A 20,258-nucleotide genomic window follows, 5' to 3' on the forward strand; every position below is an offset into this window, starting at 1 on the left:
GCTAGCCGACGAGCATCCAGACCCCGACACCGGCGAACAGCAGCGCCGACACGAGGTGGACGGCCTTGATCGGCAGGACCTGCAGCAGAGCCCGGCCGACGAACACCGCGAGCACGATCGAGACGAGCATGCCGATCGTGCTGCCGATCCAGATCAGCGTCCAGTGGTACTGCGTCGAGAGCGTCATCGTCGCGAGCATCGTCTTGTCCCCGAGCTCGGACAGCACGAATGCGAGCCCGACGACGAAGACCGCGGCGCCACCCGTTGCGGGCGGCTTGGGCTCATCCCCAGCGGCCAGATGACGCAGCGTGAGCGCGGCGAACACCAGGAACAGCACTCCACCCGCCACGCGCACGGCGTGCTCGGGCAACGCATCGCCGATCGCGTTGCCGACCAAGGCGGACACCAGGTTGGTGAGGGTGCAGGCGAGACCGGCGCCGAGGATCACGGTTCGCGCCCGATAGCGGGTCGCGAACGTCATCGACATCAGCTGGCTCTTGTCGCCGAGCTCGGCGACGAACACCAGCGCCGCACTCAGCAGGACCGCGTACATGAAGAAAGCTCCTCGTCCACCTGGACGAAGAGCCGGATGACAAGCCTTCGACCAGGCATTGTCATCGACAAATTCCGGTCGAAAGTCTCGTCCGCCACCGCGAGGTGGCCTGCTGCACCGGAACCCACAGTTTCGTGGAGTCAGTATGTCGACACAGCCGTTGGGGACTACTCCCTTTCGTACCGCCAGTCTAGCGGACGGCGTCCCGAGGCTCCGGCGGGCGGTAGGCTTGCAGACGCGAATGAGTCGGCCGGGCGGCCGCGGCACCCCTGTGGTGTCGAGGAAAGTCCGGACTCCGCAGAGCGACGGTGGTGGCTAACGGCCACCCACGGCGACGTGCGGGACAGTGCCACAGAAATCAAACCGCCAACGGCCCTTCGGGGAACGGGTAAGGGTGAAACGGTGAGGTAAGAGCTCACCAGCGCTCCGGGTGACCGGGGCGGCTAGGTAAACCCCACCGGGAGCAAGACCAAGAGGACCTTCGGGTCTGCGCTGACGGGCTGCTCGTCCTATGTCAGCGGGTAGGTCGCACGAGGCGTCCAGCAATGGACGTCCCAGATGGATGGTCGCCCGGGCCACTTCGGTGGCCCGACAGGATCCGGCTTACAGGCCGGCTCATTCGCCCCAGACCCCCTGCGCGCCGATATCCTGACAGCATGTCCACGGATGAGGTCCTCACCGCCAAGCAGGCTTCGATCGCCGGTCCGTTCGCGCGGCTGTTCTTCCGGTTCAACGCGATCGCGTGCTGGCTGTTCATCCTGTTCTGGCCGGCGATGCTGGTCTTCGACCAGGTCGAGCAGCCGTGGTGGGGCGCCACGCTGACCATCGCCGGCTTCGTGCTCGTGATGGGCCTCCTCGGATCGTGGATATGGTACGAGGCCGACCAGGCGCGCGACGACACCCGACGGCTCCGCCGTGACGGGCGCGACGCGATCGCCGAGATCCTCGACCTCGAGGTCACAGATCCAGGCGACGGCTCGGCCGACGTCGCACGCATGCAGCTGCGGATCAGCGGTGAGGACGTACCGGGGTTCCGCGCGGTCTATCGGGACGACCACGACAAGGCGTACGTCGTCGGCGCGAAGTTCAACGCCGTCGTCGACCCGTCCGACAACCTCTTCACCCTGCGGCCGCTCAGGCGCCGGTGAGCTCTTCAGCCGGCGTCGGCGAGGTGCAGCGAGTGCTGGATCGCGAGCGCGTCGAACTGCCACGTGATCTCGCGGACGATGTCGACGATGTCGGGATCCTCGGTCTGGATCGTCACGACGAGGTGGCGGTTGTTGTTCCAGCCAGGAGCGTCGATCGTGATGTCGGGAATGGCGCCCATGGCGGTGGACACGGTCGTGAACGCCTCGTCGCTGCTCATCTGCATGTTGAGTACGACTCGATGCACGTTCGCCCCTCCTCGTCTGAGCTTCCACATCAAGAACGACGGGGGGTCCCGGAAGTTAGGCGTGCTGATCATCACGTCCCCCGTAGGCTGGTGAAGGCTGCCCCCGAAGGCCGGCTAGAGCCTCGGACAGCCTGACCTCGCCCCCGATCTTCCAGGAGTCTGCTTCATGAGCACTGTGCCCACGATCGCCCTGAACAACGGTGTGTCGATCCCTCAGCTCGGATTCGGCGTCTACCAGGTGCCGCCAGAGGACACCAAGGAGGCGACGCTGACGGCCTTCGAGGTCGGCTATCGCCACATCGACACCGCGGAGATGTATCGCAACGAGCGAGGCGTCGGCGAGGCCCTGCGGGAGTCGGGCCTCGACCGGTCCGAGGTGTTCGTCACGAGCAAGCTCAACAACGGGTTTCACGCCCACGATGACGCCATCGCGGCGTTCGAGGAGTCCCTCGAGGTCCTGGGCTTCGACTACCTCGACCTGTTCTTGATCCACTGGCCGCTGCCCGGCATCGACATCGACTTCGTCGAGACGTGGAAGGCCCTCGAGGAGGTCTATCGCGACGGCCGGGCCAAGGCGATCGGCGTGTCCAACTTCCAGGCCAACCACATCCGCCGTCTCGTGCAGGAGACCGACGTCGTCCCTGCGGTCAACCAGATCGAGGTGCACCCCTACCTGACCAACGACGACGTGCGCGCGGTCAACGCCGAGCACGGCATCGCGACCGAGGCGTGGTCGCCGATCGCGCAGGGACTCGTGCTGGACGACCCGGTCATCACCGGCATCGCCAAGGCGCACGGCAAGACGCCGGCCCAGGTCGTCCTCCGGTGGCACGTGCAGCGGGGCGACATCGTCTTCCCCAAGTCGGTCACCCGCAGCCGGGTCGAGGAGAACTTCGACCTCTTCGACTTCGAGCTCTCCGACTCGGACCTCGGCCTCATCACGGCGCTCGACAAGGGGCAGCGGACCGGACCGAACCCGGACGAGTTCAACTGGATTCCCTGACCTGCACGAGGCGGCTGTCACAAGCAGTTACAGGGGCGGCGCCAGGCGGATACGCTTCGGGTCATGAGCGAACACCACCCTCCCGAGCCGTCGTCGACCTACACGTACGCGGTGGGCGCGGGACTCGGGATCCTGGTCGGCGGGGCGGTCGGACTGTTCGCGGGTGATGGCCTGTTCCTCCCGGCCGCGCTGCTCGGCGCCGGCATCGGGATCGTCGTGGCCTTCCTGGTCAAGGCATTCCTGCGCTGAGCCCGGTCAGGGCAGGGTCAGGATCTCGGCGCCGTCGGCGGTGACCAGCAGCGTGTGCTCGAACTGAGCCGTGCGCGACTTGTCCTGCGTCGTGGCGGTCCACCCGTCGTCCCACATGTCCCACTCGACCGATCCCAGGGTCAGCATCGGCTCGATCGTGAACGTCATGCCCTTCTCGATCACGGTGTCGTAGGACGGGTCGTCGTAGTGGGGAATCACGAGGCCGTCATGAAATGCCGGTCCCACGCCGTGACCGGTGAAGTCACGGACCACGCCGTAGCCGAAGCGCTTGGCGTACGACTCGATGACCCGCCCGATCACGTTGATCTCGCGGCCCGGCTTGACGGCGCGGATCGCCCGCATCGTGGCTTCATGCGTACGCTCGACGAGCAGTCGCGACTCCTGGTCGACGTCGCCGACGAGATAGGTCTTGTTGGTGTCACCGTGGACGCCGCCGATGAACGCCGTGATGTCGATGTTGACGATGTCGCCGTCCTCGAGCGGGCGGTCGTCGGGGATGCCGTGACAGATGACCTCGTTGACGCTGCTGCACAGCGACTTGGGATAGCCGCGGTAGCCGAGCGTCGAGGGGTAGGCGCCGTGGTCGACGAGGAACTCATGGCCGACGCGGTCGAGCTCGTCGGTCGTCACGCCCGGCGCGATGGCGGCCTCGACGGCATCCAGCGCCTGGGCAGCGATCCGGCCGGCGACCCGCATCGCCGCGATCGTCTCGTCGTCACGGACGTAGGGACCGCGGTAGGGCAGCGGCGCGATCTGTCCGACGTACTCGGGATGCTCGATCGATGCCGGGACCGCGCGCTCGGGGGACAGGCGGCCAGCAGTCAGGACAGTCACCCGCAGAGTCTAGAGAACGCACGCCAACGCCGGTTGGGGCAGGATGGAGGCATGAGCGAGGGCAAGTTCTACTACTGCACGAAGCACAACACGGTCGAGGGCGAGGAAGGCTGCCGCGCAGCTGATCGCCTCGGTCCCTACGACACGGCCGAGGAGGCGTCGCACGCCTACGAGATCGCGGCGGAGCGTACGAAGAACTGGGACAACGACCCCGACTGGAACGACGACGCCGAGCAGCCGAAGGAGTGAGCCGCCGCAGGCTCCAGCTCGACCGCTCCGGTCCATGGATCGCCGTCGTCGGGCTCTTCATGGTGCTGTGGTGCTCGGTGTCGACCGGCCTGTTCGCGCCCTGGTGGGGGGTCGCGATCGCGTTCGCGCTGCTCATCCCCGAGGTGTGGCTCGTGGCGACGTGGGCGCGCACGCACCCGCGACGCACGATCGTCGTGCCGGTCGTCGGGCTGCTGCTGTGGGCCGGGCTCGCATGGTTCGGCGCCGTCGTCTGGGACTGGAGCCCCTAGGCGCCGTCGTACTCGGTGAAGATGGCGTCGAGAACACGCTTCGCATCGGCGGCCGCGACGGTGTCGCTGTCCCGTCGGAGCTGCGCGTACGTGATGAGCGCCTTCCACAGGGCCCAGCCGCGCCCGCGCGCCCACATGACGTCGCCGACGGCGAGCGTACGGCGGAAGGCGGCTCGGCTGTCGTCGTCCAGCAGCGTCCACGCGATCACGACGTCGCAGGCCGGGTCGCCGACCCCCGACGTGCCGAAGTCGATGACGCCCGACAATGTGCCGTCCGTGACGAGCAGGTTGCCGATCGCCACGTCGCCGTGGAACCACACGGGCGGCCCTGACCACGTGGCGGTCAGTGCGTCGTCGAGGATGCGTCGGGCGACGTCACTCGGGATGGCGTCGTCGAGCTCGTCGATCGCCGCCCGGGCCTCGTCCTCGTACGTCTCGAGCGGGCCGCCGCGGAAGAAGTTGTGTTGCCCGGGGCCGGGACCGCCTGTGGCGTCCGCCTGCCGCAGCGCCACGAGGAAGCCGGCGAGGTCGGTGGCGAACGTCGTCAGGCTGCCGATGCTGTCGGGCGTCGCCGGGCGGCCGTCGATCCAGCGGTAGATCGACCACGCGTACGGATAGCCCTCGCCGGGTTCACCGAGGGCGACTGGTGCCGGGATCGGCAGCGGCAGCTTCGGGGCGAGCACGGGCAGCCACCGCTGCTCCTTCTCGACCTGCATGGCGTACCACGGGCCGGTCGGCAGGCGGATCGACATCGTGTCGCCGAGGCGGAACGTCCGGTTGTCCCAGCCGGGCAGGTCCACGGGACGGACCGGCAGCTCAGCCCACTGCGGGAACTGGGTGCGTACGAGGCGCTCGGCGAGCGCGGCGTCGAGACTCTCGCGGTCGACGGTCGGTCCGCCCGAGGTCCCCAGCATGCGGTCAGCTCTCGAAGCTGTGCTCGGCTGCTGGGAAGGCGCCGTTGGCGACATCGTCGGCGTACGCCTTGGCGGCCTCGAGCATCACACCGTGCAGGTCGGCGTAACGCTTGACGAATCGCGGCGCCTTGCCTGTGCGCAGGCCCATCATGTCCTGCCACACCAGCACCTGGGCGTCACAGTCGATCCCGGCGCCGATGCCGATCGTGGGGATGCGCAGCGCCTTGGTGACCTCGGCGGCGACGGGTGCCGGGACCATCTCCATGACGACCGCGAAGGCGCCGGCCTCCTCGAGCGCCTTGGCCTCGGCGATGAGCTGCTCGGCGGCATCGCCGCGGCCCTGCACGCGATAGCCCCCGAGGTTGTGCTCGGCCTGGGGTGTGAATCCGATGTGCGCCATGACGGGGATCCCGGCATCCGTGAGCAGCTTGACCTGCGGCACCATCGCCAGTCCGCCCTCGAGCTTGACCGCGTGGGCGTTCGCCTCCTTCATGAAGCGGACGGCGGTGTCGAAGGCCTGCTCGGGCGAACGCTGGTAGGACCCGAACGGCAGGTCGGCGACGATCAGCGCACGTGTCGTCGAGCGTGTGACGGCGCGAACGAGGGGAATGAGCTCGTCGACCGTGACCGGCAGGGAGGTCTCGTTGGCGAAGACGTTGTTGCTCGCGGAGTCCCCGACGAGCATGACGGGAATGCCGGCCTCGTCGAACGTCGCGGCGGCGTACTGGTCATACGCCGTGAGCATCGCCCACTTCTCACCGCGCTCCTTCATCTGCAGGAGGTGATGCGTACGGATCTTGCGGATCTGGGTGCTTCCGGCCTGGGCAGCGGGCGCTGCGGCGGGTCCGGAGCCGTACGGTGCGGTCTCTTCAGGGGTGGCGTCAGCCATGGTGGTTCTCCTTGTCGTCTCGCAGCTCCTCGCGGAGTCCACGGATGTCTCCAGCGTGCCAGATCACGGGCCACGCGCCACCGAGTGTGAACGAACTCACGGGCGACCAGATCAGGGGAGGCGGATGTCGGCGGTGGCCTGGTCGCCCGTCAGCGCCGAGGAGCGGTGACCTGGTCGCCCATCAGCGTTCCGGCAGGGCGACTTACTCACCGCCTGCCCGGCAAGCGCTCAGCCGTCGAGCTTCTCGCGCCAGCGATGGGTGATCGGCACGCGGCGATCGCGACCGAAGTTGCGGCGCGACACCTTGGGGCCCGGCGGGTACTGGCGGCGTTTGTATTCCGCGCGGTCGACCAGTGTGATGACGCGCTCCACCAGCGCGGGGTCGAAGCCCTCGGCGATGACGTCGGCGGAGCCGAGATCGCGCTCGACGTAGGCATCCAGGACGGCATCGAGCAGGGGATAGGGCGGCAGCGAGTCCGAGTCGTACTGCCCAGGCCGCAGCTCGGCCGACGGCAGCTTGGTGATGGTGTCCTCGGGGATGGGCGGCGTCTCGCCGCGCTCGACCGCGGCCTGGTTGCGCCACTTCGCGAGCTCCCAGACGAGCGTCTTGGGCACGTCCTTGATCGGGGCGTAGGCGCCGACGGCGTCGCCGTAGATCGTGGAGTAGCCGGTCGCGAGCTCGGACTTGTTGCCGCACGCCAGGACGAGGTGACCGTGCTGGTTGGACAGACCCATCCAGATGACGGCGCGGATCCGGGCCTGCAGGTTCTCCTCCGCGAGGCCGTCGAGGTGCAGGGCCTCTTGGTACGCGTCGAAGATCGGCGCGATCGGGACGGTGTCGAGCGACAACCCCGTGCGACGGGCCTGCTCGGCGGCGTCGGACTTGGAGTGCTCGCTCGACCACGCACTCGGGTTGGAGACGCCGAAGACGTTCTCGGGCCCGAGGGCGTCCACCGCGATCGCGGCGACGAGGGTGGAGTCGATGCCGCCCGACATGCCGAACAGGACGGACTGGAAGCCGTTCTTGCGCACGTAGTCACGCAGGCCGACCACCAGCGCGGTCCAGATCTCCTCGAGCCTCGGCATGCGCTCGTTGGTGACGGTCGGCAGCGGCTCGTACGCCTCGAACGGTTCGGAGCTGACGATCGTACGTTTGATGGCGAGGCCGCCGAAGCGCTCGCCGGCATCAGGCATCGCCGGGGTCGCAGCCGGGAGGTCGAGGTCGACCACGAGCAGCTCGGGCTCGAACTGTCCGGACCGCCCGAGCACCGTGCCGCCGGCGTCGACCACGATCGAGTCGCCGTCGAAGACCAGCTCGTCCTGACCGCCGACGAGGTTGACGTAGGCCAGCACGCACTCGCCCTCGGCGGCGCGACGTGCGCAGAGCTCGAGGCGTACGTCGTCCTTGTCGGCCTCGTAGGGCGAGCCGTTGGGCACCACCAGCAGCGCCGCGTCGGCAGCCTTGGCGGCTGCGGACGGACCGTCGCGCCAGAGGTCCTCGCAGATCGCGAGCGCGACGTCGACGCCGCCGATCTGCACGATGTTGATCGTGTCGCCCGCGACGAAGTTGCGGATCTCGTCGCCGACGCCGTAGTTCCAGAGGTGGTGCTTGGCCTGCCGGGCCACGATCTCGCCGCCGTGCATGACCGCGACCGAGTTGGTGGGGGCGTTCTTGGGGATGCCGATCTGGTCGGTGACGTGCTGCGCCTGGTCGAGGAAGCCGACCATCGCGACGAGGTCCCCGCAGCCTTCGTCCTTGAGGCGTACGGCGAGATCCTCGGCGGCGGCGCGCGAGGCCCTGATGAGCGAGGCCCGCATCGCGAGGTCCTCGATGGGATAGCCGGTCAACATCATCTCGGGGAACACCACGAGGTGGACGCCCAGGGCGACGGCCTGCTTGCAGTAGTCGACGACGAGGTCGGCGTTGGCGGCCAGATCGCCGACCGTGGCATTGACCTGGGCAAGGGCGAGTCGCATCTGGGGCACGGGTTCAGCCTATCCGTGGCCTTGGGGCGAGCGCGCGGTGACGGCACCTCGGGTTTGCACCGCAGACCAGTTTGACATTGCTGAGATGGCGCTCTAGGTTTGCACCACAAACCAGTCTGGAGATTGACATGGATCGCAGAGGCATCGAGACAGCAGTGGCCGAGAACGCGCAGTTCCGTGGACTGTTCGGCGTGGTGGGCGGCCTTCTGGCCATCCTCGCTGCGCTTGGCAACGCCGCGTGGGGGCCGCTTCGCCACAACTGGGTGTTCGTCGTCGGAGTGATCGTGCTGGCCGGCCTGACCTGGCCGATCCACGCCTTCTACACCGACCGTTTCGGCCGGGCCACGCCGTCGGTGAAGCACCGGGCGCGGGTGGCAGTCGTGGTCCTGGTCGCGGTTCCGCTGGTGATCCTCGGCTCGTTGTGGTTGTCGAGCCGTGCGTCGTGGTCTCTGGACCTTCCGGTCAACACGACGGCCATCACCCTGGGACTGGTGTTCCTGCTGTCGATCGCTGCCGCGGTGGGCCTCCGGCTCCATCACGTGGTGATCTACGGCGGGCTGGTGATCGTCGGTGCGTTGCCGGTCTGGGAACGCGGCGGCGAGAGCGGCAACACGGGCCTGTGGCTCGCCGGCATCGCGATGATCATCAGCGGCTTGCTGGACCACCGTCTGCTTGTGCGCCGCTTCGGACCGGCCGGCACCGGGATCGGGGCCGACCGTGCCGGAGTCTGACGAGGGCTTCCTGCTCGACCGGCTGATCCACGAACCGGGTCGCCTGGCGATCCTGACCGTGCTGTCCTCGGTCGCCGACGCCGACTTCGTGTTCCTGCAGCGGACGACGGGGCTCACCAAGGGCAATCTGTCGAGCCACCTCACCAAGCTCGAGGACGCGGGTCTCGTGACCGTCGAGAAGCGCTTCGTCCGCAAGAAGCCCAACACCAACGTCGCGCTCACCAAGGACGGTGCCGAGCGGGTGGCCCGGCACTGGGACCAGCTGGAGCGGCTGAGGTCCCTGTCTCAGGCGAACCCTGAAACATTGCCGTAACACGTCGTCGTCACACTGTGAGCATGGGAAAACAGGAAGACTTCGTGCTGCGCGCCCTCGAGGAGCGTGACGTCCGGTTCGTACGTTTGTGGTTCACCGATGTGCTGGGCTCGCTGAAGTCTGTCGCCATCGCCCCGGCGGAGCTCGAGGGCGCCTTCGCCGAGGGCATCGGCTTCGACGGCTCGGCGATCGAGGGCTTCGCCCGCGTGCACGAGTCCGACATGCTCGCAATGCCTGACCCGTCGACGTTCCAGATCCTCCCGTGGCGCGGCGAGACGCCCGCGACCGCGCGCATGTTCTGCGACATCCTCATGCCCGACGGCACCCCGTCGTACGCCGATCCGCGTCACGTGCTCAAGCGCACGCTGCAGAAGGCGGCCGAGGCAGGCTTCACGTTCTACACCCACCCCGAGATCGAGTTCTACCTGTTCAAGGGCAAGCCCGGGCTCGGCGAGCAGCCCGTGCCGGTCGACGACAGCGGCTACTTCGACCACACGGCCCAGGGTGGCGGTCAGGACTTCCGCCGCGAGGTCATCACGATGCTCGAGAACATGGGCATCTCGGTCGAGTTCAGCCATCACGAGGGCGGCCCGGGCCAGCAGGAGATCGACCTCCGCTACGCCGACGCGCTCTCGACGGCCGACAACATCATGACGTTCCGCACGGTCGTCCGCGAGGTGGCCCTGAGCCAGGACAAGTGGGCGTCGTTCATGCCCAAGCCGTTCACGACGCACCCGGGCTCTGGCATGCACACGCACGTCTCACTGTTCGAGGGCGACGAGAACGCCTTCTACGAGGCCGGCGCGGAGTACCAGCTCTCGCAGACCGGGCGCGCGTTCATCGCCGGAGTGCTCGAGCACACCCCCGAGATCACCGCGGTGACGAACCAGTGGGTCAACTCCTACAAGCGCCTGGCCGGCGGGGGAGAGGCGCCCAACTACGTCTGCTGGGGCCACAACAACCGCTCGGCGCTGATCCGCGTGCCGATGTACAAGCCGCACAAGGGTGGTTCGGCGCGCGTCGAGCACCGCGGCATCGACTCGGGCTGCAACCCCTACCTCGCGTTCGCGCTCGTGCTCGCTGCGGGCCTGAAGGGCATCGAGGGCAAGTACGAGCTGCCGGCCGAGGCCGAGGACAACGTCTGGGGCCTCAGCGAGAACGAGCGCAAGGCGATGGGCATCGCCCCGCTGCCGCGCAACCTCGACGAGGCGATCCGGACGATGGAGAGCAGCGAGCTCGTCGCCGAGACGCTGGGCGAGCACGTCTTCGACTTCTTCCTGCGCAACAAGCGGGCCGAGTGGCAGGACTACCGGTCCCAGGTCACCCAGTTCGAGCTCGACCGCCTCATGCCGATGGTGTGAGGGCTCACGCCAGGTCGTACCGGAAGGCGTACGTCTCGTAGGGCAGGCGGACCGATCCGTCGGCACCCGCACGCTCCTCACCGAGCTCTCGTACGGCTGACAGCACCCGCTCCCGCTCGTCCGGCGGGCGGACGATGACATAGCTGCGCGATGCGGCCAGTGCGACGAGTGTGTCGACGTCGATCGCGTGCTCCCACGCGACGACGCGCCTGTCGTACGCAGTGAAGGGGGCCTCGATCGCGGGGCCATGTGCGCGGATCTTCTCCATCTGGCCCGCGGAGTCTGCCCCGCCGAGCGCTGCGCTGAGTCGTACGACCCATTCGTCGGCCAGCGATCGGTAGTTCCAGACCAGGCCGAGCCGGCCGGGGCGACCCAGCACTCTGGCCAGCTCGGCCGAAGCCCGGCGGACGTCGACCCAGTGCCACGCCTGGGCCATCGTCGCGAGGCTCGCGACGCCGTCGGCGAGAGGGACGTCCTCTGCCGACCCGGCACGCACGCCGATGCCAGGAATCCGTGCCAGGAGCGACCGCATCCCGGTGTCGGGCTCCACGGCGACGACGCCGTCGCGACGCGCGGCCAGCGCTGCAGTGAGCTTGCCGGTGCCTGCGCCGACGTCGAGGACGGGCCCGGCCACGCCGTCGAGCAGCCAGTCGACGATCTCGTCGGGGTAGGGCGGGCGGGCGCGGTCGTACGCCTCGGCGGCGGCGCCGAACGAGAGCGCAGGATCGTCTGGGGTCACGACCTCATCGTGCATCACGGCGTCGAGTAGCCTCGACGAGTGGCAACTGACGCGCGTGAGCTCGCCCTGGCACTTGCCCGCAAGGGGTTCCGCAACGGTGACGGGGCGGTGGCGGACCTGACGAGGCTGGGCGACGTCCCGGACTCCCTCGTCGACCAGATCGCCGGCGTGGCGAGCCCCGACACGGCGCTCGCCTCGCTGACCTCGATCGCCGAGCGGTTCGGTGCGCGCAAGCTGCTCGACCTGCTGGCCGGCGACGCGGACCTGAGGCAGCGGCTGCTCGTTGTGCTCGGCACGAGCCAGGCCCTCGGCGACTTCCTCGTACGTCACCCCGAGCACGTGGTCGACCTCAGCACCGACGAGCTCTCGACGACGCCGATCGGTCTCGATGTCCGCCGCCGGCAGATGGAGGAGGCGACGACGGCCGACGAGCTGCGCGTCGCCTACTACCGCAAGCTCCTGCACATCGCGGCGCGCGACCTGACGGCCCTGACGTCGTTCGAGCAGTCCTCCGCGGAGCTGGCCGACCTCGCGGTGGCGACGCTGGGTGCCGCGCTCAAGATCGCCGCGGCCGCCGATGAGAACGCGGACCTCTGCCGTCTGACGATCATGGCCATGGGCAAGACCGGTGGTCGCGAGCTCAACTACGTCAGCGACGTCGACGTGATCTTCATCCACGAGCCCGCCGAGGGCGCCGACGACGGTGCTGCGATCGCTGCGGCGACCCGGCTCGCCGCCGCGGTCATGAAGCTCTGCCACGAGCACACCAGCGAGGGCACGATCTGGGAGGTCGACGCCAACCTCCGCCCCGAGGGCAGCTCCGGCCCGCTCGTACGTTCGCTGTCGAGCCACATCGCCTACTACGAACGCTGGGCCACGACGTGGGAGTTCCAGGCGCTGCTCAAGGCTCGCTACGCGGCGGGCGACGAGGAGCTGGCGCAGGGCTACCTCGACGCGCTCTCGCCGATGATCTGGATGGCGAGCACCCGCGAGAACTTCGTGACCGACGTACGCGCGATGCGTCGCCGCGTCATCGAGAACATCCCCCCGAACCATCGCGAGCGACAGCTCAAGCTCGGCGCCGGCGGGCTGCGCGACGTCGAGTTCGCGGTGCAGCTGCTGCAGCTCGTGCACGGCCGCGCCGACGTGTCCCTGCGCAGCTCGACGACGGTGCACGCCCTCAAGGCGCTCATCGAGGGCGGCTACGTCGGCCGCCGCGACGGTGCCGCGATGGAGGAGGCGTACGAGTTCCTCCGCACGCTCGAGCACCGCATCCAGCTGTTCAAGCTGCGGCGCAGCCACATCGTGCCGGACGACGCCGAGGACCTGCGGCGCATCGGCCGCAGCATGGGGTTCCGGCAGAATCCCGCCGAGAACCTCACCCGTGAGTGGCAGGCCCATCGGCGCATCGTGCGTCGCCTGCACGAGAAGCTCTTCTACCAACCGCTGCTCGAGGCGGTCGCCTCGCTGCCGACCGACGGCTTGCGGCTCACCCCGCTGGCGGCGGAGCAGCGGCTCACCGCGCTGGGTTTTGCCGACCCCAAGGGCGCGCTCGCCCACATCCAGGCCCTGACGTCGGGGGTGTCGCGACGCGCGGCGATCCAGAAGTCGCTGCTCCCGGCGATGCTCGCGTGGTTCGCCGAGTCGCCGGACCCCGATGGCGGACTCCTGGCGTTCCGCAAGATCTCCGAAGGTCTCGGCGAGACGCACTGGTACCTGCGCAAGCTGCGCGACGAGGGCGAGGGCGCCGAGCAGCTCGCCCACGTCCTGTCGTCGAGCCGCTATGTCACGGACCTGATCCTGCGGGCTCCCGACTCCGTCGCGCTCCTGGGCGACGACGCCGAGCTGAAGCCGCTCGAGCGGGACCGGCTGCGCACGGAGGTCGAGCTCGCGACCAGCCGGCACAAGAACCCGCAGGACGCGATCCGGGCGGTACGCCGCGTGCGGCGCCGTGAGCTGTCGCGCATCGGCATCGCCGACGTGCTCGGCCGCCTCGACATCCTCGAGGTCGGCGAGGCCTTGACCGACGTGTCGACGGCGACGCTCGACGGAGCGCTCAAGGCGGCCACCTCCGCCGTCGAGGCAGAGCGCGGCGCGATGCCGACCCGCCTCTCGATCGTCCTGATGGGCCGGCTCGGCGGTGGCGAGGCCGGCTACGGCTCGGACGCCGACGTGATGTTCGTGCACGACCCCGTCGAGGGTGCCGACGAGACCGAGGCGGCTGAGGCGGCGATGGCGGTCGCGCAGGGCCTCCGCAAGATGCTGGCTGCGCCGGGCGACGACCCGCCGCTCGACGTCGACGCCGACCTGCGGCCGGAGGGCAAGAACGGTCCGCTTGTCCGTACGTTCGCGGCCTACAAGGCGTACTACGAGAAGTGGTCGGCCGTGTGGGAGGCCCAGGCGCTGCTGCGGGCGAGCGCCGACGTCGGCGATCCCGGTCTCAACCAGCGATTCACGGCGCTGATCGACCCGCTGCGCTGGCCCGAAGGCGGCGCGACCCCGGCCGAGATCCGCGAGGTCCGTCGCATCAAGGCCCGCGTCGACTCCGAGCGGCTGCCCCGTGGGGCCAATCCCAACACGCACCTCAAGCTCGGCCGCGGCGGGCTCGCCGACATCGAGTGGACGGTGCAGCTGCTGCAGATGCAGCATGCCCACGCGGTGCCGGAGATGCGTACGACCCGCACGCTCGACGCCCTGCATGCTGCGCTCAAGGCCGACCTGGTGAGTCACGACGACGCACAGGCACTGGAGGCGTCGTGGCGGCTCGTCAGCCGCATCCGCAACGCCGTCGTGCTGATGCGCGGCAAGCCCGCCGAGTCGATGGTCGAGCAGGCGAGCGAGCGCGCCGGTGTGGCGCACCTGCTGGGTTACGGCATGGAGCAGAGCGAGCGCATGGTTGACGAGTACCTCCGGACGACCCGGCAGGCCCGCAAGGTCGTGGAGCGCATCTTCTACGAGTGAGTCAGGGCGTGATCGAGTCGACGTAGGCGTAGGCGGCGTCGAGCTGCTCAGCCCAGGTCGCGTCGTCGGCCTCGTCCGGCACGAGCACCCACTCACGGCGTGGCACCCCGCCCATCACCATGCGCTCGGCGATGCCGGCCTCGGCGAGCGCGTCGGCGTGCGCCTCGGGCACCTTGATCAGCAACCCACCGGCGTGCGCTGCGACCGCGAAGATCTTGCCGCGTACGCGCAGGCCGGTCGACCCGAACATCCGGCCCCAGTCGACGCCGGGCAGCTTCTGGTGCTCGGCCGAGAGCTCCTCGAGCCGGGCGTGGGCGGCTTCCTGTCGTTCATTTCTCGCCATGACGCCAGCATGCCAGCGCCGACCGACAGGGTGTGGCGGAACGCTAGGCCGTCTTGCGGTCCTGCAGCAGGTGCTCGCGCTCGTTGATGTTGAGCCCGCCCCAGACGCCGTACGGCTCGCGGACGGCGAGAGCGTGCTCGAGGCACTCCCGGACCACCGGGCAGACGGCGCACAACGCCTTGGCCGCGGCTTCGCGCGCGCGGCGGCTCGGGCCGCGTTCGGCGTCGGGGGAGAAGAAGACGGACTCGTCGACGCCCACGCACGCGGCGTCGTACTGCCACTCGTAGACCTCCTGCAGTGCTTTGGGCAGGCGGCCGATGCTCGCCACCCGTCAGCCCTTCGCGGAGCGGGCGATCGAGAGCTGGAAGACGTCGAGGTAGCCGGTGCGGAAGCCGGCCTCGCAGTAGGCGAGGTAGAACTCCCACATGCGCCGGAACGTCTCGTCGAACCCCTGGGCCCTGATGCTGTCCCAGTTGGCGTTGAACGTGTCGCGCCACTCGTGCAGTGTGCGCGCGTAGTCCTGCCCGAGCGAACGCCGGTTGGTCACCGCGAGCGAGGTGTGCTCGTGGAGTGTCTGGTCGATCGCGTCGAGCGAAGGGATCAGCCCGCCGGGGAAGATGTACTTCTGGATCCACCCGTACGAGTTGCGGGTCGCGAGGTAGCGGTGGTGCGCCATCGTGATCGCCTGGATCGCGACGTGCCCTCCGGGTGCCAGCAGCTTGTCGATCGTGGCGAAGTAGGTCGGCCAGTACTCCTCGCCGACCGCCTCGATCATCTCGACGCTGACGATCGCGTCGTACTCGCCGGTGACCTCGCGGTAGTCGACGAGCTGCAGGTCGACATCGACGCCGGCCTCGGCGAATCGTTCCTGTGCCAGCGCTGCCTGCTCCGACGACAGGGTGATCGTCGTGACGGTGGCACCTCGCTGCGCGGCGCGGATGGCGAGGGCGCCCCAGCCGCTGCCGATCTCCAGCACCCGTGTGCCGGCCGTGACGTGTGCGTCGTCGAGGATCGCGTCGATCTTGCGGAGCTGGGCGGCTTCGAGGTCCTGCTCGGCCGACTCGAACCAGGCGGATGAGTAGGACATCGACGGGTCGAGGAACTGTGCGAACAGGTCGTTGGAGAGGTCGTAGTGCGCCTCGATGTTCTTGCGCGATCCCGTGACAGAGTTGCGCTGGTGGCGGGGCAGCTTCTTGTCGACGAAGACACGGAACTTCTGCAGCGGCGCCGGCACGATCGTCGCCATCCGTGCCGCGAACGGCTCGAGCAGGTCAGCGAGGTCGGTGCCGTTGCCGGTCGTCCAGTCGCCGGCCATGTAGGCCTCGCCGAACCCGATCTTGGTGTCCGCCCCGAGGCGGGCGAAGAACGCCCTCGGTCGCACGACCCGCATCTCCGGGGCGACGGCGCCGCCGGCACCCCACACGCGGCCGTCGGCGAACCTCAGGCGTACGGGCACGTGGTTGACGGTGGGCTTGAGGATCGCCTTGGCGACTCGCGCCTTGAGCGGCGTGCGAGGGGCGCGTGAGACCCCGAAGGTATGGGCTGGTGGCCGGTCGGCAGAGATGCTCATGCCAGTGATTCGTTGCTAGTCGCCGGCCGGATTGGTGCCTTCGGCGTCCTGACCGGCCCGCTTGCTGGCCTCGGTGATCTCGAAGATCTCGGTGCCGAAGGCGCCGATCTCCGTCGTGATCTTGCGCGCCGACTCGAAGAGGATCGCCACGACGTGCCCGGCACTGGCTATCGCCGCCTCGGTCGACTGCTGGAGGACGTCCTTGGCGATCTCACGCCGGCTCAGTGCCATCGGGTGTACCTCTCGGTCGCAGTCGACTACGAGGTCAATTGTGGCGCACGCGCCTCTTCTTCGCGACGGGCGGCTGCCGCTTCGCGCTTGGCACGGCGCAATGCCTTGGACTCAGGGCTGTTGCCGATCTTGTAGGGATCGTCGGGCTTGTGACCGAGCTTGGCGAGCTGGCGGATGACGCTGGCGACCTGCTTGGACAGACGACCCGTGTTGTACTGCAGGCCGTACTTCTCGACCAGGAGCTTCACGTCCTCGGCGACCTCGGGGTAGCGGCGCGCCGGGATGTCGGGGAACAGGTGGTGCTCGACCTGGTAGCTCAGGTTGCCGGTCAGCACGTGGAACGGCTTGTGGCCGCTGATGTTGGCCGAGCCGAGCAGCTGGCGCAGGTACCACTGGCCGCGCGTCTCGTTCTGCGCGTCCTCCTCGGCGAAGGTCTGCACCTCGGCGGGGAAGTGGCCACAGAAGATGATGATGAACGACCAGACGTTGCGGATGACGTTGGCGACGATGTTGGCGACCAGGATGGCCACGGGAGCCCACCAGCCGACGAACGGCACGAGGGCGAGACCGAGCAGCGGCCAGGCGACGTAGTCCTTGAAGACCTGCTTGCGGATCTTCTTGAGCGCGCGCTTCTTGCGGCCCTGGAAGTCCTCCTTGGTGATCTTGCCCTGGAGGTACTGGTCCAGCTCGACGCCGTGGTACATGATGCCCCACTCGAACACGAGCATCAGGATGAACGCGAGCGGCAGGTTGAAGCGGTGGCTCGCGTACCAGGGCTGGTCCTCGTCGATGCGGAACATGTTGTAGCCGATGTCCCGGTCCATGCCGTGGATGTTGGTGTAGGTGTGGTGGATGTAGTTGTGGCCGTGCTTCCAGTCCTTGGAGGGCGCGATGTTGTCCCACTCGTAGCGGCTGGCGTCGACCATCGGGTCGTTCATCCAGTCGTACTGGCCGTGCATGACGTTGTGGCCGATCTCCATGTTGTCGAGGATCTTGGCCAGGCCGAGGAACAGGATGCCGGCGATGAACGCAGGCGGGAAGAACGGCATGAAGATGCCGATGCGGCCCAGCACTTCGCTGGCCTTCTGCACCTTGATGACACGACGGATGTAGTCGGCGTCCTTCTGGCCGAGGTCGTCGAGGACGCGCTGGCGCACGGCGTTGAGCTCCTCGCCGAACTCCTCGAGCTGCTCGTACGTCATGTACTCCAGGCCGATCGTGGCCTTCTTGTCGCTGTGGGTGTTGACGAGCGACAGGGGCGCGGCGTTGTGGTTGCTCGCGCTGTGGGGCTTGATGGGGGCGTTCTTGGTCTTGGCCATGGTGGTTCTCCCTCTCCTAGAGTGCGACGTTGACGTCGCCGACGGGGACGTGCACGCAGATCTTGATGGTCTCGTCGGTGTTGGCGCTGATCTCGTTGCTGATGACGTGGCGCACCGCACCGTGGTTCTTCTTGACGACGCAGGTGTTGCAGACGCCCATGCGGCACCCGAACTCGGGCTTGAGCCCGGCCGCCTCGGCCTGCTCGAGGATCGTGGCGCCGGAGTTGTCGGCCTCGATCCTGGCGTCGTCGAACGTCAGGGTGCCGGTGGCGTCCGCCGCGTCGAGGTCGACCGACGGCACCTTGAAGTACTCGAGGCGGAGCTGGTCGGCGGCTCCGAGCTCGGTGTAGGTGTCGCGGACGGTGGCGATGAGCCCGGCCGGACCGCAGACGTACGTCAGGGTGTCGGTCGGGTCGATGCCGAGGTGCTTGAGGTGGTCGACGTGGAAGCGGCCCTTGAGCTCGGCTCCGGGTGCCGGCCGGCGCGTGTAGACGCGCATGACGGTGACGTTGGCTGCCTCGGCGAGCGCGTCGAGGTCGGCCGTGAACATCTCGTCGTCGCGCGAGCGGGCGTAGTGCAGGAACGTGACGCGGCCCTGATGGCCGGTGTCGCGAAGCGTACGGATCATCGACATGACCGGGGTGATGCCGGATCCGCCGCTGATCAGCAGCAGGTTGTCGGGCACGTCGCGGGGCAGGACGAACTCGCCCTCGGCCTGCGACAGGTAGACGATCGTGCGCGGCTTGAGCTCGTGGTGCAGGAACTGGGAGACGTAGCCGTCGGGGTGAGCCTTGACCGAGACGCTGAAGGTCCCCTTCTTGGCGGCACGCGAGCTGGACACCGAGAAGCAGCGGACGCGACGCGTGCCGTCGACCTCGACGCCGAACTGGACGTGCTGGCCGGGAGTGAACCCCTTCCAGGCGCCGTTCGGGCGGAGGATGACGGTGCTGGCGTCTCCGGTCTCCTGCACGACCTCGACGACCCGGGCGCGGACGTTCTCCGCTGCGAGCATCGGGTGGATCTGGTCGAGGTAGTGGTCGATCGTGTGGGGGGAGGTCAGAGAGGCGACCGGGCGCGAGCTGAGCGCCTTGCGGATGATGCCCATCTGTTTACCTCCTCGAAATGAGTGAACATGCGTACACTCAAAGTGTGCACGACCCAGGGCTCACGCGCAACCGGCGCGCCGAGTGACCTCGACCACCAGTGATACAAGTGTGCACCGAAAGGGGTGACTAGGCTGTGAGGATGACCGAGTCAGCACCATCCGCCTCGCGTCAGGCCCAAAAGGAACGCACCCGCCAGGCCATCCTCGCCTCGGCACTGGAGCTGAGCCACGAGAAGGGGTTTGCGCAGGTCAGCCTTCGCCAGGTGTCACGGCATGCCGGTGTCGTGCCGACGGCGTTCTACCGCCACTTCGAGTCGATGGACCAGCTGGGCCTCGCGCTGGTGGAGCAGTCGTTCTCGACCCTGCGCCGCATGATCCGTGACGCGCAGCGCGATCCGCACGTGTTCGACAACATCATCGACGCGGCCGCCGACGTGCTGGTCGAGGCGGTCAAGCAGAGCAAGGCGCACTTCGCGTTCGTCGCCCGGGAGCGCGTCGGCGGCCCTGAGGTCGTACGCACGGCGATCCGCCACGAGCTCGACCTGTTCGTCAGCGAGCTGGCGGTCGTGCTGGCCCGGCTGCCCAACATCGAGAACTGGTCGACCGAGGACGTGCAGATGGTGTCGCGGCTGTTCGTCCGCAACATGGTCTCCAACGCCGAGGAGGTCGTGGAGATGCCGGACGGCCGTCCCGACCTCGAGGAGCAGATCAAGGAAGGCGCCCGCCGGCAGATGCGCCTGATCGTCGTCGGCTTCAGGGACTGGCGCAGCTGAGCCGTCAGATGACTCAGCTGGCGCGGGTGACCTGCTGGTTGCCGTACTCGTCCTGGGCGTAGGTGGCGAGGTTGTCGAGCGCCTTGGCGAAGACGTCGTCGCCGATCGAGTCCTCGAGCTCCTGCAGGACCTCGGGCTCAGCGGTGAAGTCGGCCTCCCACGTGACGTACGAGCACGAGTGGCCGGCGTCCTCGACGAGGATCGTCGCGCGGTGGTTCGCGATCGGGAACGGCGGATCGGGAATGTGATACGACAGCGTCATCGCCTCGTCGTCCCGGGACACGATCGTCACGACGACGTCGGCTGGAGCCTCGGGCCCGTTGGCGTAGATGCGGAGCGTGGGGTGCCATTCGGCAAAGTTGCCGGCCAGCTGCCACACGTGCGGGGCGGGGGCAGCGACGAACGTACGACGGGTGATCCGGGGCATTGACTTCCTTCGGCACGACAGCAGA

Annotated in this window: 24 protein-coding genes and 1 other RNA gene; 11 read left to right on the forward strand and 14 right to left on the reverse strand. The window is 68.3% G+C overall.

Annotated features, from left to right (window positions below):
• Window position 1: 1 nt before the first annotated feature.
• Window positions 2-553 (reverse strand): TMEM165/GDT1 family protein, encoded by a 552-nt coding sequence (locus ASC61_RS14825; RefSeq protein ID WP_056213161.1) that lies wholly within the window; start codon window positions 551-553, stop codon window positions 2-4.
• A gap of 242 nt (window positions 554-795) precedes the next feature.
• On the opposite strand from ASC61_RS14825, the gene rnpB reads away from it, so the two are divergent.
• Window positions 796-1,175, forward strand: an RNA gene (gene rnpB, locus ASC61_RS19220) — RNase P RNA component class A.
• Window positions 1,176-1,209: 34 nt separating this feature from the next.
• The gene (locus tag ASC61_RS14830; RefSeq protein WP_056213163.1) at window positions 1,210-1,701 is read left to right on the forward strand and encodes a hypothetical protein; all 492 of its coding nucleotides are present in this window, start codon (window positions 1,210-1,212) and stop codon (window positions 1,699-1,701) included.
• A gap of 5 nt (window positions 1,702-1,706) precedes the next feature.
• On the opposite strand, the gene ASC61_RS14835 is transcribed toward ASC61_RS14830, so the two are convergent.
• Window positions 1,707-1,946, reverse strand: coding sequence for a hypothetical protein (locus ASC61_RS14835; RefSeq protein ID WP_157439513.1), 240 nt, complete (start codon window positions 1,944-1,946; stop codon window positions 1,707-1,709).
• Between the two features lie 166 nt (window positions 1,947-2,112).
• Between ASC61_RS14835 and ASC61_RS14840 the strand changes: the two genes are divergently transcribed.
• Both ASC61_RS14840 and ASC61_RS14845 read left to right on the forward strand, forming a co-directional pair.
• Window positions 2,113-2,949 (forward strand): aldo/keto reductase, encoded by an 837-nt coding sequence (locus tag ASC61_RS14840; protein ID WP_056213167.1) that lies wholly within the window; start codon window positions 2,113-2,115, stop codon window positions 2,947-2,949.
• A gap of 63 nt (window positions 2,950-3,012) precedes the next feature.
• Window positions 3,013-3,198, forward strand: coding sequence for a hypothetical protein (locus tag ASC61_RS14845; RefSeq protein WP_056213168.1), 186 nt, complete (start codon window positions 3,013-3,015; stop codon window positions 3,196-3,198).
• Between the two features lie 6 nt (window positions 3,199-3,204).
• On the opposite strand, the gene map is transcribed toward ASC61_RS14845, so the two are convergent.
• Window positions 3,205-4,053 (reverse strand): type I methionyl aminopeptidase, encoded by an 849-nt coding sequence (gene map / locus ASC61_RS14850; protein ID WP_157439514.1) that lies wholly within the window; start codon window positions 4,051-4,053, stop codon window positions 3,205-3,207.
• 51 nt (window positions 4,054-4,104) lie between these two features.
• On the opposite strand from map, the gene ASC61_RS14855 reads away from it, so the two are divergent.
• Window positions 4,105-4,302 carry a hypothetical protein gene (locus tag ASC61_RS14855; RefSeq protein ID WP_056213172.1) on the forward strand — a complete coding sequence of 66 codons (198 nt, stop codon included), beginning with the start codon at window positions 4,105-4,107 and terminating at the stop codon, window positions 4,300-4,302.
• A complete protein-coding gene (locus tag ASC61_RS14860; RefSeq protein ID WP_056213174.1) occupies window positions 4,299-4,571 on the forward strand; it encodes a hypothetical protein in 273 nt (90 codons plus the stop codon). Before ASC61_RS14855 ends, ASC61_RS14860 begins: the two co-directional genes overlap by 4 nt.
• On the opposite strand, the gene ASC61_RS14865 is transcribed toward ASC61_RS14860, so the two are convergent.
• From ASC61_RS14865 to ASC61_RS14875, 3 genes are all read right to left on the reverse strand, one after another.
• Window positions 4,568-5,485, reverse strand: a complete 918-nt coding sequence (locus ASC61_RS14865) for an aminoglycoside phosphotransferase family protein (protein WP_056213175.1) — start codon at window positions 5,483-5,485, stop codon at window positions 4,568-4,570. The genes ASC61_RS14860 and ASC61_RS14865 overlap by 4 nt on opposite strands.
• Before the next feature lie 4 nt (window positions 5,486-5,489).
• Window positions 5,490-6,374 carry a 3-methyl-2-oxobutanoate hydroxymethyltransferase gene (gene panB / locus ASC61_RS14870; RefSeq protein ID WP_056213177.1) on the reverse strand — a complete coding sequence of 295 codons (885 nt, stop codon included), beginning with the start codon at window positions 6,372-6,374 and terminating at the stop codon, window positions 5,490-5,492.
• Window positions 6,375-6,602: 228 nt separating this feature from the next.
• Window positions 6,603-8,351: an NAD+ synthase gene (locus ASC61_RS14875; protein ID WP_235503621.1), complete on the reverse strand. Its 1,749-nt coding sequence runs from the start codon at window positions 8,349-8,351 to the stop codon at window positions 6,603-6,605.
• 137 nt (window positions 8,352-8,488) lie between these two features.
• On the opposite strand from ASC61_RS14875, the gene ASC61_RS14880 reads away from it, so the two are divergent.
• From ASC61_RS14880 to ASC61_RS14890, 3 genes are read left to right on the forward strand one after another with little or no spacing between them, the layout of a single operon-like run.
• On the forward strand, window positions 8,489-9,091 hold the full coding sequence (locus ASC61_RS14880) for a hypothetical protein (RefSeq protein WP_056213180.1): 603 nt from the start codon (window positions 8,489-8,491) through the stop codon (window positions 9,089-9,091).
• Window positions 9,078-9,404 carry a winged helix-turn-helix domain-containing protein gene (locus ASC61_RS14885; protein ID WP_056213181.1) on the forward strand — a complete coding sequence of 109 codons (327 nt, stop codon included), beginning with the start codon at window positions 9,078-9,080 and terminating at the stop codon, window positions 9,402-9,404. Before ASC61_RS14880 ends, ASC61_RS14885 begins: the two co-directional genes overlap by 14 nt.
• A 23-nt stretch (window positions 9,405-9,427) precedes the next feature.
• Window positions 9,428-10,765, forward strand: a complete 1,338-nt coding sequence (locus ASC61_RS14890; protein WP_056213183.1) for a glutamine synthetase family protein — start codon at window positions 9,428-9,430, stop codon at window positions 10,763-10,765.
• A gap of 4 nt (window positions 10,766-10,769) precedes the next feature.
• Here the strand turns inward: ASC61_RS14890 and ASC61_RS14895 are convergent, their stop codons facing one another.
• Window positions 10,770-11,504 (reverse strand): class I SAM-dependent methyltransferase, encoded by a 735-nt coding sequence (locus tag ASC61_RS14895; protein ID WP_162243678.1) that lies wholly within the window; start codon window positions 11,502-11,504, stop codon window positions 10,770-10,772.
• A gap of 39 nt (window positions 11,505-11,543) precedes the next feature.
• On the opposite strand from ASC61_RS14895, the gene ASC61_RS14900 reads away from it, so the two are divergent.
• A complete protein-coding gene (locus tag ASC61_RS14900) occupies window positions 11,544-14,465 on the forward strand; it encodes a bifunctional [glutamine synthetase] adenylyltransferase/[glutamine synthetase]-adenylyl-L-tyrosine phosphorylase (RefSeq protein ID WP_056213186.1) in 2,922 nt (973 codons plus the stop codon).
• Window position 14,466: 1 nt separating this feature from the next.
• Here ASC61_RS14900 and ASC61_RS14905 read toward each other — a convergent pair whose 3' ends face one another.
• The 6 genes from ASC61_RS14905 to ASC61_RS14930 are packed head-to-tail and all read right to left on the reverse strand — an operon-like array spanning window position 14,467 to window position 19,033.
• Window positions 14,467-14,808, reverse strand: coding sequence for a TfoX/Sxy family protein (locus ASC61_RS14905; protein WP_056213187.1), 342 nt, complete (start codon window positions 14,806-14,808; stop codon window positions 14,467-14,469).
• Between the two features lie 43 nt (window positions 14,809-14,851).
• Window positions 14,852-15,136 carry a WhiB family transcriptional regulator gene (locus ASC61_RS14910; RefSeq protein WP_056213190.1) on the reverse strand — a complete coding sequence of 95 codons (285 nt, stop codon included), beginning with the start codon at window positions 15,134-15,136 and terminating at the stop codon, window positions 14,852-14,854.
• Window positions 15,137-15,139: 3 nt separating this feature from the next.
• Window positions 15,140-16,378 (reverse strand): SAM-dependent methyltransferase, encoded by a 1,239-nt coding sequence (locus ASC61_RS14915; protein WP_056213192.1) that lies wholly within the window; start codon window positions 16,376-16,378, stop codon window positions 15,140-15,142.
• A 15-nt stretch (window positions 16,379-16,393) separates the two neighbouring features.
• On the reverse strand, window positions 16,394-16,609 hold the full coding sequence (locus ASC61_RS14920; protein WP_056213194.1) for a hypothetical protein: 216 nt from the start codon (window positions 16,607-16,609) through the stop codon (window positions 16,394-16,396).
• 26 nt (window positions 16,610-16,635) lie between these two features.
• Window positions 16,636-17,928, reverse strand: coding sequence for a fatty acid desaturase family protein (locus ASC61_RS14925; RefSeq protein WP_082530693.1), 1,293 nt, complete (start codon window positions 17,926-17,928; stop codon window positions 16,636-16,638).
• 16 nt (window positions 17,929-17,944) lie between these two features.
• Complete coding sequence (locus tag ASC61_RS14930; protein ID WP_056213196.1) at window positions 17,945-19,033, reverse strand: ferredoxin reductase; 1,089 nt, start codon at window positions 19,031-19,033, stop codon at window positions 17,945-17,947.
• A 140-nt stretch (window positions 19,034-19,173) separates the two neighbouring features.
• On the opposite strand from ASC61_RS14930, the gene ASC61_RS14935 reads away from it, so the two are divergent.
• Complete coding sequence (locus ASC61_RS14935) at window positions 19,174-19,806, forward strand: TetR family transcriptional regulator (protein WP_056213198.1); 633 nt, start codon at window positions 19,174-19,176, stop codon at window positions 19,804-19,806.
• Window positions 19,807-19,819: 13 nt separating this feature from the next.
• Here ASC61_RS14935 and ASC61_RS14940 read toward each other — a convergent pair whose 3' ends face one another.
• Window positions 19,820-20,233, reverse strand: coding sequence for an SRPBCC family protein (locus ASC61_RS14940; RefSeq protein WP_056213200.1), 414 nt, complete (start codon window positions 20,231-20,233; stop codon window positions 19,820-19,822).
• Window positions 20,234-20,258 lie beyond the last annotated feature (25 nt).

The organism is Aeromicrobium sp. Root344, from assembly GCF_001425755.1.
Classification (GTDB): domain Bacteria; phylum Actinomycetota; class Actinomycetes; order Propionibacteriales; family Nocardioidaceae; genus Aeromicrobium.